This is a genomic window from Bifidobacterium ramosum, from assembly GCF_009299505.1.
Classification (GTDB): domain Bacteria; phylum Actinomycetota; class Actinomycetes; order Actinomycetales; family Bifidobacteriaceae; genus Bifidobacterium; species Bifidobacterium ramosum.
Window position 1 is genome coordinate 1 of the sequence record NZ_WBSM01000009.1, and the last position, 15,509, is coordinate 15,509.

11 protein-coding genes are annotated in these 15,509 nt (G+C 64.3%); 6 read left to right on the forward strand and 5 right to left on the reverse strand.

All coding sequences use genetic code 11. The annotated features are described in order from the left end of the window. Positions 1-108 precede the first annotated feature (108 nt). Positions 109-2,229: a cation:proton antiporter gene (locus DSM100688_RS08450; protein WP_152358665.1), complete on the forward strand. Its 2,121-nt coding sequence runs from the start codon at positions 109-111 to the stop codon at positions 2,227-2,229. A gap of 148 nt (positions 2,230-2,377) precedes the next feature. Here the strand turns inward: DSM100688_RS08450 and DSM100688_RS08455 are convergent, their stop codons facing one another. Continuing rightward, positions 2,378-3,163 carry an alpha/beta hydrolase gene (locus tag DSM100688_RS08455; protein ID WP_420837498.1) on the reverse strand — a complete coding sequence of 262 codons (786 nt, stop codon included), beginning with the start codon at positions 3,161-3,163 and terminating at the stop codon, positions 2,378-2,380. Between the two features lie 507 nt (positions 3,164-3,670). Between DSM100688_RS08455 and dcd the strand changes: the two genes are divergently transcribed. Further along, entirely contained in the window at positions 3,671-4,252 is a 582-nt protein-coding gene (gene dcd / locus DSM100688_RS08460) for a dCTP deaminase (protein ID WP_152358667.1), read from the forward strand. A gap of 70 nt (positions 4,253-4,322) precedes the next feature. Here dcd and DSM100688_RS08465 read toward each other — a convergent pair whose 3' ends face one another. Continuing rightward, the gene (locus DSM100688_RS08465) at positions 4,323-7,319 is read right to left on the reverse strand and encodes a cation-translocating P-type ATPase (protein WP_152358668.1); all 2,997 of its coding nucleotides are present in this window, start codon (positions 7,317-7,319) and stop codon (positions 4,323-4,325) included. 446 nt (positions 7,320-7,765) lie between these two features. Between DSM100688_RS08465 and DSM100688_RS11805 the strand changes: the two genes are divergently transcribed. Together DSM100688_RS11805 and DSM100688_RS08475 are read left to right on the forward strand one after the other, a co-directional pair. Beyond that, on the forward strand, positions 7,766-8,107 hold the full coding sequence (locus tag DSM100688_RS11805; RefSeq protein ID WP_163146937.1) for an AbrB/MazE/SpoVT family DNA-binding domain-containing protein: 342 nt from the start codon (positions 7,766-7,768) through the stop codon (positions 8,105-8,107). Then, on the forward strand, positions 8,104-8,439 hold the full coding sequence (locus DSM100688_RS08475) for a type II toxin-antitoxin system PemK/MazF family toxin (RefSeq protein ID WP_152358670.1): 336 nt from the start codon (positions 8,104-8,106) through the stop codon (positions 8,437-8,439). The genes DSM100688_RS11805 and DSM100688_RS08475 overlap by 4 nt, the downstream gene beginning before the upstream one ends. A gap of 87 nt (positions 8,440-8,526) precedes the next feature. Here the strand turns inward: DSM100688_RS08475 and DSM100688_RS08480 are convergent, their stop codons facing one another. Next, entirely contained in the window at positions 8,527-9,837 is a 1,311-nt protein-coding gene (locus tag DSM100688_RS08480) for an MDR family MFS transporter (protein ID WP_163146936.1), read from the reverse strand. Between the two features lie 158 nt (positions 9,838-9,995). On the opposite strand from DSM100688_RS08480, the gene rlmB reads away from it, so the two are divergent. After that, complete coding sequence (gene rlmB, locus DSM100688_RS08485; RefSeq protein WP_152358672.1) at positions 9,996-10,994, forward strand: 23S rRNA (guanosine(2251)-2'-O)-methyltransferase RlmB; 999 nt, start codon at positions 9,996-9,998, stop codon at positions 10,992-10,994. Positions 10,995-11,242: 248 nt separating this feature from the next. On the opposite strand, the gene DSM100688_RS08490 is transcribed toward rlmB, so the two are convergent. Next, positions 11,243-12,982, reverse strand: coding sequence for a UDP-glucose--hexose-1-phosphate uridylyltransferase (locus DSM100688_RS08490; protein ID WP_152358673.1), 1,740 nt, complete (start codon positions 12,980-12,982; stop codon positions 11,243-11,245). Then, positions 12,975-14,099 carry a phosphotransferase enzyme family protein gene (locus tag DSM100688_RS08495; RefSeq protein WP_152358674.1) on the reverse strand — a complete coding sequence of 375 codons (1,125 nt, stop codon included), beginning with the start codon at positions 14,097-14,099 and terminating at the stop codon, positions 12,975-12,977. The genes DSM100688_RS08490 and DSM100688_RS08495 overlap by 8 nt, the downstream gene beginning before the upstream one ends. A 309-nt stretch (positions 14,100-14,408) precedes the next feature. On the opposite strand from DSM100688_RS08495, the gene DSM100688_RS08500 reads away from it, so the two are divergent. Continuing rightward, positions 14,409-15,479, forward strand: a complete 1,071-nt coding sequence (locus tag DSM100688_RS08500; protein WP_152358675.1) for a helix-turn-helix domain-containing protein — start codon at positions 14,409-14,411, stop codon at positions 15,477-15,479. Positions 15,480-15,509: the final 30 nt, after the last annotated feature.

Here is a 15,509-nt window from a genome sequence, read left to right on the forward strand (position 1 = left end):
ATCCCCCACCCCGCGCCCCGTCGCTCAGCGAGAAACGTAACGTGTCGCAGCCCTTCCAGCTGATAGGCTGAACACGGCAAAGGCCGGCCGCGCGAAAAGGAGGAGACCGTGGCGGTATTTCAGCTCATCCTGTGCATCATCGCGGCGGTCGTACTGTCCTCGTTCATCAGCCGGTTCATCCCGAAGGTCTCGACCCCGCTCGTGCAGATCGCGCTCGGCGCCATCGCCTCGCAGCTCCCGTTCTTCCCCGACGTCGGCCTCGACCCGGAACTGTTCATGGTCCTGTTCATCGCGCCGCTGCTGTATCTCGAGGCGCACGAAATCGACAAATCGGAGCTGCTGAACACCATCAAACTGTCGTTGTCGCTCGCGATCGGACTGGCCATCGCCACGATGGTCGCGGTCGGCTTCATCCTGCACGCGATCTGGCCGGCCGTGTCGCTCGCCGCGGCTCTGGCGCTCGGCGCGGCGCTCGGCCCGACCGACGCGGTGGCCGTGAGTTCCCTCGGCAAGGAGGCGGCGCTCACCCGCCGTCAGATGGGCGTGCTCAAAGGCGAATCGCTGTTCAACGACGCGTCCGGCATCGTCGGCTTCCAGTTCGCGATCGCCGCGGCGACCACCGGCCGATTCGAAGTCGGCGAGGCGGCCGGCGAATTCGTCATGTCGTTCATCGGCGGCGGACTGTTCGGCCTCGCGATCGGCATGATCGCCAACTGGCTGTTCGAAACGATCCGTTCGCTCGGCTGGGAGACGACCACCACGCGCATCCTCATGGAGCTGTTCCTGCCGTTCCTGCTGTATCTGGCCGCCGAGGACGTGGCGCATGTGTCCGGCATCCTGTCGGTCGTCGCGTCCGCGTTGTTCATCCGTTTCGACCGCACCGGCGTCGGCCCGAACGTGGCGCGTACGAACATCGTGTCGAACAGCGTGTGGGGCGTGCTGTCGTTCACGCTCAACGGCGCGGTGTTCATTCTGCTCGGCATGCTGCTGCCCGACGCGATGGGCACGAGCTGGGACGATCCGGGCGTGAGCAATACGCTGCTGATCGGCGTGATCCTGCTCGTGTCGCTGGTCGTGATCGTGATGCGGTTCGTGTGGGTGAGCGCGATGCTGCGTGTGGCGCGCGACCAGACCACGCATCTGCGCCGCAAGATGACGCCGGAACGTCTGCGTTCGGCGGCGGTGATGACGTTCGGCGGCGCGAAGGGCACGATCACGCTGTCGCTGATGTTCACGATCCCGTATGCGTTGGCGGACGGCCACTGGTTCCCGATGCGTGACGAACTGATCTTCGTCGCATCCGGCGTGATCATCGTGACGTTGCTGCTGGCGAACTTCCTGCTGCCGTTGCTTGCACCGAACCGGTCGAAGGACACGTCGTTGGAGATGACGGAGGTCACGATCGAGGTGCTGCGTCGTACGGTCGAGGAGTTAACCGGTCGCGTGACGAACGAGAACCGTCGTGCGATCCTCATGGTGATCGACTCGTATACGAAACGCATCACGCGACTCAAGCAACGCGTCGGCGAGCTCGATCCGCAGGGCTACGCGCAGTTGCAGATCGATGCGCTCGGCTGGGAGAAGGACTACGTCAAGCAGCGGCTGATCGATACGAAACAGGGCACGGCGACTGGCGTGACGACGTCCGCCGGCGACGCGACCGCCGGGGCGACGCGGTCCGCGCACGACCGCGACCTCGAGATCGAGGCGTGCGAACGACTGCTCGACCAGATCATGAATTCGCTGCGCCACATCGACACCGATCGCAACTCCGGACGCGCGATGTGGCAGATCAAGGGACGGCTGCGCGCGCTGCAACGTCGTACGCTCACGCTGGTGCGGCGCACGTCAAGCCGCATCCGCCGCACCACGCCGCTGTTCAGTGACGACGAGATCTTCGCGCACACCCGTATGGTGCAGCTCGACGCGTTCGACCACGTGATCGACCGGCTGTACGAGGAGATGACGCGCGACCAGTACAACACCGAGCATTGTTCGGCGCTGCTGCTCGACTACCGTCGTGCGGAGTCGGCGTTGCGCGCGCGGCCGAACATGGGCGGCAGCGCGCAGGCGATCGCGATGGCGGAGGACGTGAAGCGCGAAAGCTACGGCATCGAGCTCGGCGTGATTCAGGACATGGTCGAGGCGGGCGACATCACGCGTGCGCAGGCGAAGGCGTTGCGCCGCAATGTGTACGTCATGAGCGTCGACGCCGACTCGAGCATCTGACGCGGTTTCCCTCGCTCTTCAGGGGCATGCCCGTTCGGGGCCGCGTCCTCGGCTGGGGCATGCCCTCCGGCTGAGCACACCCCTAACGGACATACAGCCGATTCGGGCCATGTAATCGGCTGTATGTCCGTTCGTGATCAGGAATTCGTCACAGCACGCCCGACGTGATGTCGTGCAGCATCAGCCACTGCCGCAGGTCGGCGAACTCCTCAAGACTCGCCTCATGCCCCAACGCGCGGTAGCTCTTCGTCGTCAGCCATGTATGCTCCTCGAGCCACGCCGCCGCCGCGAACAGCTCGTACTTGGGAATCACCGCATCGTTCTTGCCGTACGTATAGAACACGGGCGTATCGAAGTCGGCGAGCCGATCGTCGGCCGGCGCGGTGCCGGGCACGTTGCCGGGCGCGAGATACCCGGACAGGTTGATCGCGGCGCGGTATCGTTCGGGATGTATGCGCAGCAGATGCGTGGCGAGCAGACCGCCCTGCGAGAAGCCGAACGGCACGATGTCACGGTCGAACGGCACATTGTCGGCGACCCACCGGTCGATCGCGGTCGCCGCCGCGAACGCCGCACGGTCAAGATCGTCGCCGGACGGCACCGTCTCACGGAACCACGCGTATACGCCCGGTTCGGCGTACGCGGGATGACTGCGGTACGGCGAATCGTCAATGGTGTCGGATGCGTCGGGATCGGCGCGATTCGTCTGGTCAGACGAGTCGGTTTGGTCATCTCGCTCGTCTTGATCGTCGGGCCCCGGTTCCAGTACGATCGGCGCACGCAACGATACGTAGTCATTGTACGGCGCGATGTACCGCATGATGTCGGCGATGTCCCGTTCGTTCGATCCCCATCCGTGCAGGCACAGGAAGATCGGATGCGTGGGCGCGGCATTGCCGCCGCCGCGCGAGTACAGCGCGTGCCTGATCGTCATCGACTGTCCGCCATCGCCGTGCACATCAACCGTTGCGTCTTCGCTCATATCGCCCAATATACCGTTTTCGCCCGCATCGCCGCACGGCCAGCCCCTTTCCCGGACATGTCGGACATGTCGCCCGCCCCCTCTCCGCTTCCTCTTAACGGACATCCAGCCGATTGCGCCGCGGAATCGGCTGGATGTCCGTTGGAAGAAGGGGAGAAGAGAGCAAAAACAACGAGAAAAAGAACCCCGGCGGGGGTGCCGCCGGGGAGAGAAAGGAGAGAGAAGAAGAAAGGGGTTCAATTGTCGGGAACTGCTGCTGTTCCTGTTCAGCTCTTGCTGACAGTTATTATGAAACCACCGGTTCCTTGACGCAATAATGTGTTTGTCTGAGAACTTCCTGAAAATCATCGTCGCCGCCGACGATGAACGCGCCCGCCGAGTACAGACAAGTACATAGCCGACTGACGCTACACTGGTGAGAGATACCCGAATCAACACCAGTCAACATAAGGAGCGACCATGCTGCTGTCCGATCGCGATATTCTTGCCGCCAAGGCCGACGGCCATATTTCGCTCGATCCATGGACTCCCGAGATGGTGCAGCCCGCGTCGATCGACGTGCGGCTCGACCGATTCTTCCGCCTGTTCAACAACCACGCGTACACGTACGTCGATCCGGCCGAAAACCAAGGCGCGCTCACGGAACAGTTCGAAGTGCGTTCCGACGAGCCGTGGATCCTGCACCCGGGCGAGTTCGCGCTTGGTTCGACGTGGGAGTATGTGAAACTCGACGCGACGATCGCGGCGCGTCTGGAAGGCAAGAGCTCGCTCGGTCGCCTCGGCATCCTCACGCATTCGACCGCGGGTTTCATCGACCCAGGCTTCGAGGGCCATATCACGCTGGAGCTGAGCAACGTGTCGACGCTGCCGGTCAAGCTGTGGCCGGGCATGAAGATCGGTCAGATGTGCTTCTTCCAGCTAAGCTCGCCGGCCGAGCATCCGTACGGTTCCAAGGAGACCGGCTCGCACTATCAGGGCCAGCGCGGGCCGACCCCGAGCCGTTCCTACATCAACTTCTATAAGGCCGACGTCGACGACTGACGTCCCTAATATAAATCCCTATACTGAAGTGGCTCCCCTCACTGAGGGGAGCCACTTCAGTCACATGCACTTATGCGGTCACGCCGCGACGCTTGTCAACGGCGCGCATGATGGCCTTGTAGATCTCGGAAGCCACCAGCACGATCGCCGCCAGGCCGATGCATTCGAACCACGCGACGAAGTCGAGCGGCGTGGTGCCGAACGCGTCGTTGAGGAACGGCACGTAGATCACCACGACCTGCAGCAGGATCGAGATGCCGATCGCGCCCCACAGCCACTTGTTGCTGAACAGGCCCACGAACGCGGACTGGCGCGCCGAACGTGAGGCGATCGCGTTGAACAGCTGCGCGAACACGAGGATCGTGAAGCCCATCGTGCGGGCCTCGGTCATCTGCGCATCGTGGCCGAGCGCGTCCACGGAACGGTCGGTGAACAGACCGCCCGCGAGGTGCATGTCCATGCCGATCAGCGTCACGGCGGCCATGATGATGCCGATGAACGCGATGTCGATCCACATGTCCTTGTCGATCACGCGATCGGTGAGCTTGCGCGGCTTGCGGGCCATCACGTCGTCGGTCTGCGGATCGACGCCCATCGCGAGCGCCGGCGCGGCGTCGGTGAGCAGGTTGATCCACAGCAGCTGCGTGGCGAGCAGCGGCACGGTCACGCCCTGCGAACCGGGCTGGGTGATGCCGAGCACGCCGGCGAGCATGACGCCGCCGAACACGGTGAACACCTCGCCCACGTTGGAGCTGAGCAGGTAGCGCAGGAACTTGCGGATGTTGTCGAAGATCACGCGGCCTTCGCGCACGGCGGCGACGATGGTGGAGAAGTTGTCGTCCGCGAGGATCATCTTCGCGGATTCCTTGGTGACTTCGGTGCCGGTGATGCCCATGGCCACGCCGATGTCGGCGGACTTGACGGCCGGCGCGTCGTTCACGCCGTCGCCGGTCATGGCGGCGATGTTGCCCTGGCGCTGCAGCGATTCGACGATCTTGAGCTTGTGCTCCGGCGCGACGCGCGCGTACACGGACACTTCGGAGGTCGCCTTGTCGAGACCGGCCTCGTCGAGCGCGTCGAGCTGGTCGCCGGTGAGCGCCTTGCCGCCCTTCTCGATGATGCCGAGGTCGGAGGCGATGCGCGCCGCGGTCAGCGGGTGGTCGCCGGTGATCATGACGGTGCGGATGCCGGCGCGATGCGCTTCGGCCACGGAGTCGCGGACCTCGGTGCGCGGCGGGTCGATGATGCCGACCATGCCGGCCCAGATGAGATCGGATTCGATCACATCGGACTGCTCGGAGATATCGGTGATCTGACCGGCCGAGTTCGTCACGATGCCCGGAACCTCGGCCAGCGAGGAGACGCCGAGCGGACGATACGCCTCGCCCAGCGTACGGTACGCCTCACCGGACAGCTTCTCGACGGTCGCGAGGATCGTCTGACGGTCGCCTTCGGTGAGCGGACGGACCGCGCCGCCCACGGCGATGCGCGTGCAGTACGCAAGCAGCACGTCCGGCGCGCCCTTCGCGAAGACGGTCAGGTTGCCGGCGTCGGCGTTGTCCTTGGCGACGATCGCCATGCGCTTGCGTTCGGACGTGAACGGCACCTCGGCCACACGCTCGAAGTTCGCGTACTTCTTGTCGGCGTGCACCTTGCGGGCGGCGACGATCAACGACACCTCGGTCGGATCACCGATCGCCTCCCACGTACCGGCCTTGGATTCGCTTTCGCGCAGGTCGCCGTCGTTCGCGAGCGTACCGGCGCCCAGCGTCGCCATCACTTCGGCCTCGACGCCGGCGGGCACGGCCAGGTCGCCGTCCGCGGCGTCGACCATCACCATGCGGCCTTCCGGCGCGTAGCCGGTGCCGGTGATCTGCACTTCGCCGGACGGCGTCACCACGCGCTCGACGGTCATTTCGTTGCGGGTCAGCGTACCGGTCTTGTCGGAGCAGATCACGGACGCGGAACCAAGAGTCTCCACGGAGGACAGCTTCTTGACGATCGCGTTGTGCTTGGCCATACGCTGCACGCCGAGCGCGAGCACGACGGTCAGGATCGCGGCGAGGCCTTCCGGCACGGCGGCGACGGCCAGCGAGACGGCCAGCAGCAGCGAGTCGATGATGTCATGCACCGAGTGGAAGCCCTGCGTGAGCGCGAGCGCGGCGAGCACGACCACCGCGATGATGCACACCGCGAGACCGAGGATCTTGGAGACGTGCGCCATCTCCTTCTGCAGCGGGGTGGCTTCGTCGTCGGTGGCGGCGAGCATGTCGGCGATCTTGCCGACCTGTGTGTTCATGCCGGTGCCGGTGACGATGGCACGGCCGGTGCCCTGCGTGACGGACGTGCCGTTGAAGATCATGTTCGCGCGGTCACCGAGCGCCTTGGCTGCGGCGAGCGTTTCCGGCTTCTTGCCTACCGGAACGGATTCGCCGGTCAGCGACGCCTCCGCGATGCGCAGGGACGCGGCGGCGAACAGGCGGCCGTCGGCGGAGACGGTGTCGCCTTCGCCGAGCACGACGATGTCGCCGGGGACGACGTCGGTGGTGTTGATGTGCACGACCTTGCCGTCGCGCAGGACGGCGGTCTGCGGCGCGGTCATCTGCGCGAGCGCGGCGACGGCCTGTTCGGCGCGGGCTTCCTGAATGTAGCCGAGTACGGCGTTCACGATCAGGATGAGCACGATGACGAGCGCGTCGAACGGCACCGGTTCGCCGGCACCCGGCGTGTTGGCGCGTTCGATGAACCATGCGACCACCGAGATCGCGGTGGCGACGAGCAGCAGATACACCAGCGGATCCTCGAACTGGGCGAGGAACTTCTTCCACTTCGGCACCGGCGGCGCGCTGGCCAGCTGGTTCGGGCCGAACTTCTCGAGGCGACGCTTGGCCTCGTCGGAGCTCAGACCGGTGGCCGTGTCGACGTTCAACGCCTTGGCTACGGCATCCGCGTCGGTCAGGCTCGGATCGGTATCGTTCAACAGCGCCTGCTGGGCGCGCACTTCCTCTGAAATCGCGTCCTCGTTCGCTGCGGACGCTGTGGATTGATCCTTCGTACGATCAACCATGGTGTTCTCCTTGGTATAGCCGCGGAGTAGTCAGCCCTCACGAACCCGACGGGTTTGTCCCCTCCCCCGGCCGGCCGCGATAAAGCTGCGCGGTTATGGGCACCGGCGCAACTGCTGCCGATGCGTACGGTTGTCATTATTCCATAACCCGATAACCGCAGAGCGAAACACCGCCGGGCGAGTCGCCCAGTTATCGGTCACGACCTGCAAAAAGCCGCTGTATGTCGCGCCGGCGACGCCGACGACACACCATCCATCCGACTTATCCACAAAAAATGTGGACAGACACGCCGAGTGTGGACAACCCCACCCTTTCGACCACATACCCCGTTTCGGCTTGCACAATTCCCCCGGCGCCGCACATGCTTGAACAAATGACTGGTCACGGCGAACGTTCCGACCACAGCCGCTACCGTCGTCGACAATCCAACAGAAAGGCACCGAACATGAACAACATCACAACCGCCCTTCCACCGCCAACTCGGGATATACTTTGTATATCTAACCAAGGAGGGGTGATGGCAGACGGCATCGTGAACAAATGGGGCAACAGCGAGGGCATCCGCATCCCCAAAGACATACGAGAACGGACTGGACTCCACGAAGGCAGCCGCGTCTCCATCGAAGTCGAAGGCGAGCGCATCATCATCACCCCGATCCGACCGCGAACGACACACGTCGGCCGATACATCGTCCCCGATATCCGTACGCTGTTCGCCGACTATCACGGCGATTACGCACCACACGAAGACGGATTCACAGCAGCGGTCGGACGGGAGGAACTGTGAACGGATACCGACGAGGCGATGTCGTCGCCGCGGATCTGGACCCCACGCTCGGCCACGAACAGCGTAAACGACGCTATCTGCTGGTCGTCGGCAACGAACACTTCAATCGCCTCTGCAACCTGACCTGGGTATGCCCCATCACGTCGACGGACAACGGATATCCTCTGCATCTGCCGGTCCATCCGATATCAACGTACGACATCGAAGGATTCGTAGAGATCGAACAGATGAAATCACTCGATCTCGTCGCCCGGAACGCCGACATCGTCGGCTATCTGCCACAAGAGGAGACCGATACGGTCGTCGAGACGATCATGGCATGCCTGATCTGAACGGAACCAATCCGAGCGGAACCGACGGCGGCGGGAGGCTCGCCGATCACCGGCGCCCGATCATCCGCCCGCTATCTACCTGCCCGCCTACGACAGGTCGGCCTCACGCAGGTTGCGCGTGACGGCACGTTCGCGCGCGCCCTTGGTCGCGTACAGGCCGGCCGCGACGAGCAGGAACATCACCGTGCAGCAGATCCACAGCGTGCGGCTGCCGAATCCGCCGATGATCCAGCCTCCGACCAGCGGCGCGGCGCCGTTCGACAGCGACCACACAAGGTTGTACAGGCCCTGGTACGTGCCGCGCGCATCGGCCGGCGCGAGACTGGCGACCGTGGTCGCGGCGATCGGGAACGTGCCGAGCTCGCCGAACGTCCACAGCACGGCGGCGATCGCGAAGCCGTGCCACGTGGTCGCGCCGATCTGGAACGAGTAGCCGACGGCCGTCATGAGCATGCCGAGCACGAGCACGCGCGTGTTGCTCATGCGGTTGAACACGGCGAGCGACGGGATCTGCAGCAGGCACAGCATGCCTCCGTTGATCGTGAGCAGCACGGAATACTGGTCTGTGCCCATGCCGAGCTGCGTGAGCGCGATCGGCAGGCCGCTGGTCAGCTGGAAGTACGCGATCGTATAGCCGAACATGAGCACGACCATCGACATGAACGGCCAGTCGGTGAGCGCGCGACGGTAGTTCGCGAGCATGGAGACGCGCGGTTCGGCGGACGCGACGCCGTCGTTTGCGGCAACGTTCGCAACCGCCGGCACGTCGTCAGTAACGTTCGCAGCACCGGCAACGTTGTCACGACGATCATCACGAGCCGTGAGCCTGCGCGCCTCGTGGAAGAAGACGATCAGCATGGCCGTCGCGACGACGAGAATGACGGCCTCCGCGTAGAACATCAGCGTGTACGAGATCTTGACGAGCTGATTCGCGATGATCGGCCCGATCGCGAAGCCGAAGTTGACTGCCCACGTTTGCAGTGTGTACGCGCGTTTCTGCGCGCGGATCGGTACGACGTCGGCGATGTACGCGGCGATGGCCGGTGTCGGGATCGACGAGATCGCACCGTAGACGAGCAGCGCCACGCCCATGACGAACGGATCGTCGATGAACGAGAGGATGACGAGCATGACCGCCGCGCCGATCTCGCCGCCGATGATCATCGACTGGCGGCCGAACCGGTCGGACAGCGACCCGCCGAACAGGCAGCCGAAGATGCCGCCAAAACCGTACATCGACACGATGGTGCCGGCGACGCCCGCGTCCACGTGCAGGTCCTTGACGAGATACATCGACATGAACGAAATGACGAACCGGCCCATCCACAGGATCAGCAGGGCCAGCCACAACCCCCAGAACAGCAGGGGCAGTCCGAAAATCTCTCGTTGCTTCTTCACTGTGGATACTCTACTCTGCGGGCGACACGCCGGGCGGGTGTGCACGACACGCATGATGCAATCCGGAGAACGGCGTCATTCCGGCGATGTGCGGGTCGTATCAAGCGTGTCGTGATCAGTCGCCCGGCGTGTCGTCCGTTCTTAGGACAATAAAGCCTATGGCTATTAAGAAAGGACCGACCAAGGGGTCGGGTGGAAAACATCGCAACGCACTGCGCGGCCACGGGCCGACGCCCAAGGCCGAGGACCGCGTGTACCACAAGGCATATCGCGAGAAGAAGATCGCCCAGCGCCGGCAGATGGCCGACCCGCGTCTGGCCGCACGCCGCCGCGCGGCCAAGTTCACTTCGGATTCCGACGATCTGGTGATCGGCCGCAACGCGGTGCTCGAGGCGCTGCGTGTGGGCGTTCCGAGCTCGCAGCTGTACGTCGCGGCGCGCATCGAACATGACGACCGCACACGCGAGATCGTGAAGCTGGCGGGCGCGAACGGCCTGCATCTGCTGGAGGCGGACCGTCTGGAGATGGACCGCATCGCCCGTTCGTCGAACCATCAGGGCGTGGTGCTCAAGGTACAGCCGTACGAGTATTCGTCGCTGGCCGAGCTGGTCGAGCGCGCGGAGAAGAAGTCTCGCGCGATGGAGGCGGCGAATTCGGCGGCGGCGCGCATCAACGCGCGTCCGCTGTTCATCGCGCTGGACGGCGTGACCGATCCGCAGAACCTCGGCGCGGTGATCCGCTCGGCGGCGGCGTTCGGCGCGAACGGCGTGATTCTGCCGGAACGTCGTTCCGCTTCGGTGACGGCGGCGGCGTGGAAGGTGTCGGCCGGCGCGGCCGCGCACATGCCGGTGGCGCGCGTGGTGAATCTGACGAAGGCGATCGAGAGCCTGAAGGAGCGCGGCTATTACGTGGTCGGTCTGGACGGCGGCGGCGACAAGATGGTCGGCGAGACCGGGTTCGAGACCGATCCGCTGGTCGTGGTGCTCGGTTCGGAGGGCAAGGGGCTGAGCCGTCTGGTGCGCGAGTCGTGCGATGCGATCGCCGGCATTCCGATCACCAGCATGGTCGAGTCGCTGAACGCGTCGGTTGCGGCGGGCATCAGCCTGTACGCGGTGGCCCGCGCGCGTCGCGAGGCCGCGGCGGCGGAACAGCAGTAGCGACGCCGGGCTTTCTCTGTCCCGGTCTCCGTCTCTTCCGTCACGTCACATCGCGTTTTTTCTCAACGGACATATAGCCGATTACGTATGCAAATCGGCTGTATGTCCGTTATTGTTTGCGGGATCTGCGTATGACTGACTTTTTGGCTTCTTCCCCTCAACGGACATACAGCCGATCCGACCCCCGTTTTCGGCTGTATGTCCGTCAGGTTATCTCGCCAAAGTGCGGCTGTATGTCCGTTGAGGGGTTAGATGGCGACGAAGCCGAGGCCCTCGAGGAACGCTCGGGTCTGATCCTTGGTCTTGAAGACGGCGGTGTTGCCGAGGATGCGTTCGCAGATGCTGCCGAGTTCGTCGTGCACAGCGGCGCGGATCGCCTCGCGATCACGCGTGCCGGCGCCGCCATCGTTCGCAGCCCCACCGTCCAGCGTGGCGATCAACTCGTCCCATTCCAGCTGGAACTCGCGAACGTTGTCAGGCAGCTCGGTCGCCCCGGCCGCCAGCGCGTCCTCGATCTCGCCCAGCTGTTCCACGAGCCGCCCCGGCAGAATGAACAGGCCCATCGCCTCGATCAGCCCGATCGGCTCCTGCTTGACGGCCCAGTACTCCGGATGCGCGTGGAACACGCCCTCGGGATACTGTTCGCTCACCGCGTTGTTGCGCAGGATCAGGCCCATCTCGTACCCACGCTCGGTGATGATCGCGTTCGGCGACAGCGCGGACTGGCGGTTGCCGTCGGCGTCGTGGCTGGCGATTCCGGCCGCCGCGTCGTCATAGTCGACCCATGCCTCGCGGATCCGGTCGCACACGTCGATGATCGACTGCCGCGACCGCGACACGACGCGCATCGCCGTGCCCGGCCAGTCGAGGATCTCCACGGTCACGTCATCGTATCCCGGCACCGCGAAACCGGCCCACGTGGCTGCGCGGTGCATCGGCAGCCGCTCGCCGCCGCCCTGATAATGGTCGTGCGCAAGCACCGATCCGCCGATGCGCGGCAGCGCGGCGTTGCACCCGAGGAAGTACCCGGGGAAGCGGTCCACGAAGTCGAGCAGATGCCCGAACGTGTCGCGGTCGACGTGCATGGGCGTGTGCTCCATGTTCACGCAGATGCCATGCTGGTGGAAGTACCCGTACGGCGAGAACTGCCAGAACCACGGTTCGCCGCCGAGCGTGATCGGAACGGTGCGCAACGTGCGCTTGTTGCGCCCGGCGAAGCCCTCGTTCTCATGGCAGATCGTGCAGGACGGGTAGCCGCCCGTGACGGCGTTGCCGGCGGCGGCCTTCTTCATGTTCTTGAACTCGGGTTTGGCGAGGTTGATGGTGACGGTCAGGCCGTGGGAGTCGAAGCGCGGGTTGCGGTCGAGCACGGCCTTCTTGACGTAGTTGTTGTCGACGCAGTAGTCGTAGAACCAGCGCATCGCGTCCATGCCACCGTTCGCGGCGATGCCATCGTTGTCGTCATCGTCGTCCGTGACGGTGTTGCCGGAACGTTCGATCGTACTGAACCGGTTCTGGATCGCCGACGGCGCTGCGGACAACACGCCCATCACCTGATCGGCAACGACCGGCCCGTCTTCGGCGTCGAACAGTCCGGCCGCGACGGCCGTCTCGCGTAGCCGCGCCAACAGTTCGTCCACGCCGCGACCGTTCGCAGTCGCACCGGTCGGACGGTACGACGACAGGTCAAACATCGAGAAGATACGATTGCGCGTCCAGTCGACGTCGCGCGGGTCGAGTCCCAGTTTGATACGCGCGTGATCGATCAGCGCGTCGATCGCGGCATATACTTCATCGAGCGAGCCGTTTGCCGTTGCAGCAACGTTCGCGGCCACAGCAACGTTCGCATCGTCCGTCGTCGTTGCAGTAACGTTCGCACCGTCGGTTCCCGCAACAGTAACGTTCGCAGCATCGCCACCGTTCGCAGTCACCGTAACGTGTGCACCATCGGCAGCAAGTCCTCCGGCAACTCCAGCGATATCAGTCATCAGCACGTCCTCCTTCTTGCGTATCGCCCGAGACACGACCATCGCCCGCGGCCATCACGTCGGCCACGATCGCGCGCATCACGTCGTCCTGCTCCTCCATCTCCTGCACGAGCTTGATCTGCGTGCGCGACCGCACCAGATTATGCTCGGGATACTTGGTCGCGAAGTACGTGTCGCCCGCCAGATAGTCGGCAAGGAAGCGCATGCCGCACTCGAGCGTCATCATCCGCGCGCCCGTCGGCAGCAGTGCGGCCTCGCGCGGCGTGATGCTGGCCCGCAGCGCACCGACGAACCCTTCCGTGTACGCGCGGAACAGGTCGGCGCTGAAGTGCACCTTGTCGAGGTCGGGCTCGTCCTCGAGCGCGGTGGAGGCGCCGAACCGGATGGAGTCGCCGAAATCGTAGAGCATCGAACCGGGCATGATGGTGTCGAGGTCGATGATCACGCGCGCCTTGCCGGTCGTCTCGTCCATGAGGATGTTGTTGAGCTTGGTGTCGTTGTGCGTGACGCGCAGCGGGATCGTGCCGTCAGCGAGACCGCTGGTGATGGTCGCGTATTCGTCGGCGTGCGCAAGGTAGAAGTCGATCTCCGGACGGCAGCCGGCCGCGCGGCCCTTCACGTCGGCCGCGAGCGCCGCCTTGAAGTCCTCGAAGCGGTGCGGGGTGTCGTGGAAGTGCGCGATGGTTTCGGTGAGCTGCGACGCGTCGAACGCGGCGAGGTAGTTCTGGAATTCGCCAAATGCCGCGCCGGATTCGCGGAAGACGTCGGCGTTCGGCACGAGGTTGTAGGAGACGGTGTGTTCGATGAACACGTATGCACGCCATGCGCCGCGCTCGTCTTCGAGGTACGACGTGCCGGCGGTGGTGGGGATGATCTCGAGCGTTTCCTTGCCGTGTTCGCGCAGGAACGCGGTGACGAGTTCGATGTTGCGCATGAGGTGCACGGTGTCGGGGAAGATGGACGTGTTCATGCGCTGCAGGATGTAGCGGCGGGTGCCGGTGACGACGAGGTAGGTGGCGTTGATGTGGCCGTCGCCGTACGGTTCGATGCTGTCGATGGTGCCGTCGAACTGGAAGCTGGCTGCGATGTCGGCGAGTTGGGGATCGATAACTGACATGGACACTCCTTGATCGGTATGGCTGATCGGTACGTCGTTGTTATTCCAGCGTAAACGGTTTGTTTTGCGCTGGTTCGCGGCGAGGTGGTTCTGTGCAACTTCGGTGATCGATAGGGCAATTTTTTGATATGCTGGGTGTTGCCCACGGTGGGATGAGGCAACGCCCGCAGCCGGCCGTTCCGTGTGCGACCGTAGGAAACCCACGGATGGCCATCCCCAAGCGTGGGTAGCCGTAGGAAACCCGCCGGAGCAACCGCAGGAAACCCACGCAAACCCGCCATCCACCGTGTGCAACCGTAGGAAACCGCCATGAAGCCACTGGAACATCACGTCGACACGGCGCTGTCGAACTACTATGTGTACCGGCCGAGCCGCACCGCCCTGCGCACGTACCTGTACCCCACCATGATCGGCCTGTACCGGTACCGCAAAGGCTACCGCCTGACCCGCGCGCCGTTCGACAGCTTCAACCTCATGATGGTCAAGTCGGGCACGTTCCGCTTCCGCACGTCGAACGGCAGTGCCACGGCGAACGCGACGGCACGCGACGGCGACATCATCCTGCTCAACTGCTACGCGCCGAACTCGTATCAGGCGAGCGCACTCACCGACAGCGACGTGATCTGGATGCATTTCGACGGCATCGCCGCACGACCGTACTTCGATGTGATCCATCCGGCGCTCGGCACGGTGATCACGGTGAAGCGGTCGGCGTACGCGTACAGTCGCATGCGCATGCTGTACGACGTGTTCGATCAGGGACAGCACGTGAGCGAGGCGCGCATGTCGCTCGCGATCACGGAGATCCTCACGGAATGCATGGCGACGGCCGACGAACGGACGACGGATGCGGATGAGTTGGCTGGTACGGACGGCACGCGCGGCATGCGCAGCGGGAACGACGGAGGCGACGGGGACGGTCGTGACGGACACGACGGACGCGGCGGCAGCAGCAACGGTGACAACGGTCGCAGCGGTGCGAACGGTGGCATAAGCGGCGATGCGAGCGTCGGGAAGGGCGACGGACGCGCGCGGGCGGATCGCAGCAGTCGCAATGCGGTCGAGGAGGTGCTAGCATACATCGCCGGTCATTTGCACGAGCCGCTGCCGTTGGCTCAGCTTGCGGGGATGGCGTTGATGAGCGAGTACTATTTCATCCGCGTGTTCAAGCGGATGACGGGGTACACGCCGCACACGTACATCGTGAACGCGCGTATGGATGCGGCGCGGTACATGCTCACGAGTGGATACGCGAGTCTGCGGGAGATCTGCGCGGAGTGCGGATTCGGGAGTACGAGCGCGTTCTGTTCGGCGTTCAAGAGGCGGTATGGTTGCTCGCCGCTTGAGTTTCGGCGGCGGGCGACGGATAACGACGGCTGATCAGGCGGATCAGGCCGATCAGGCGGACGT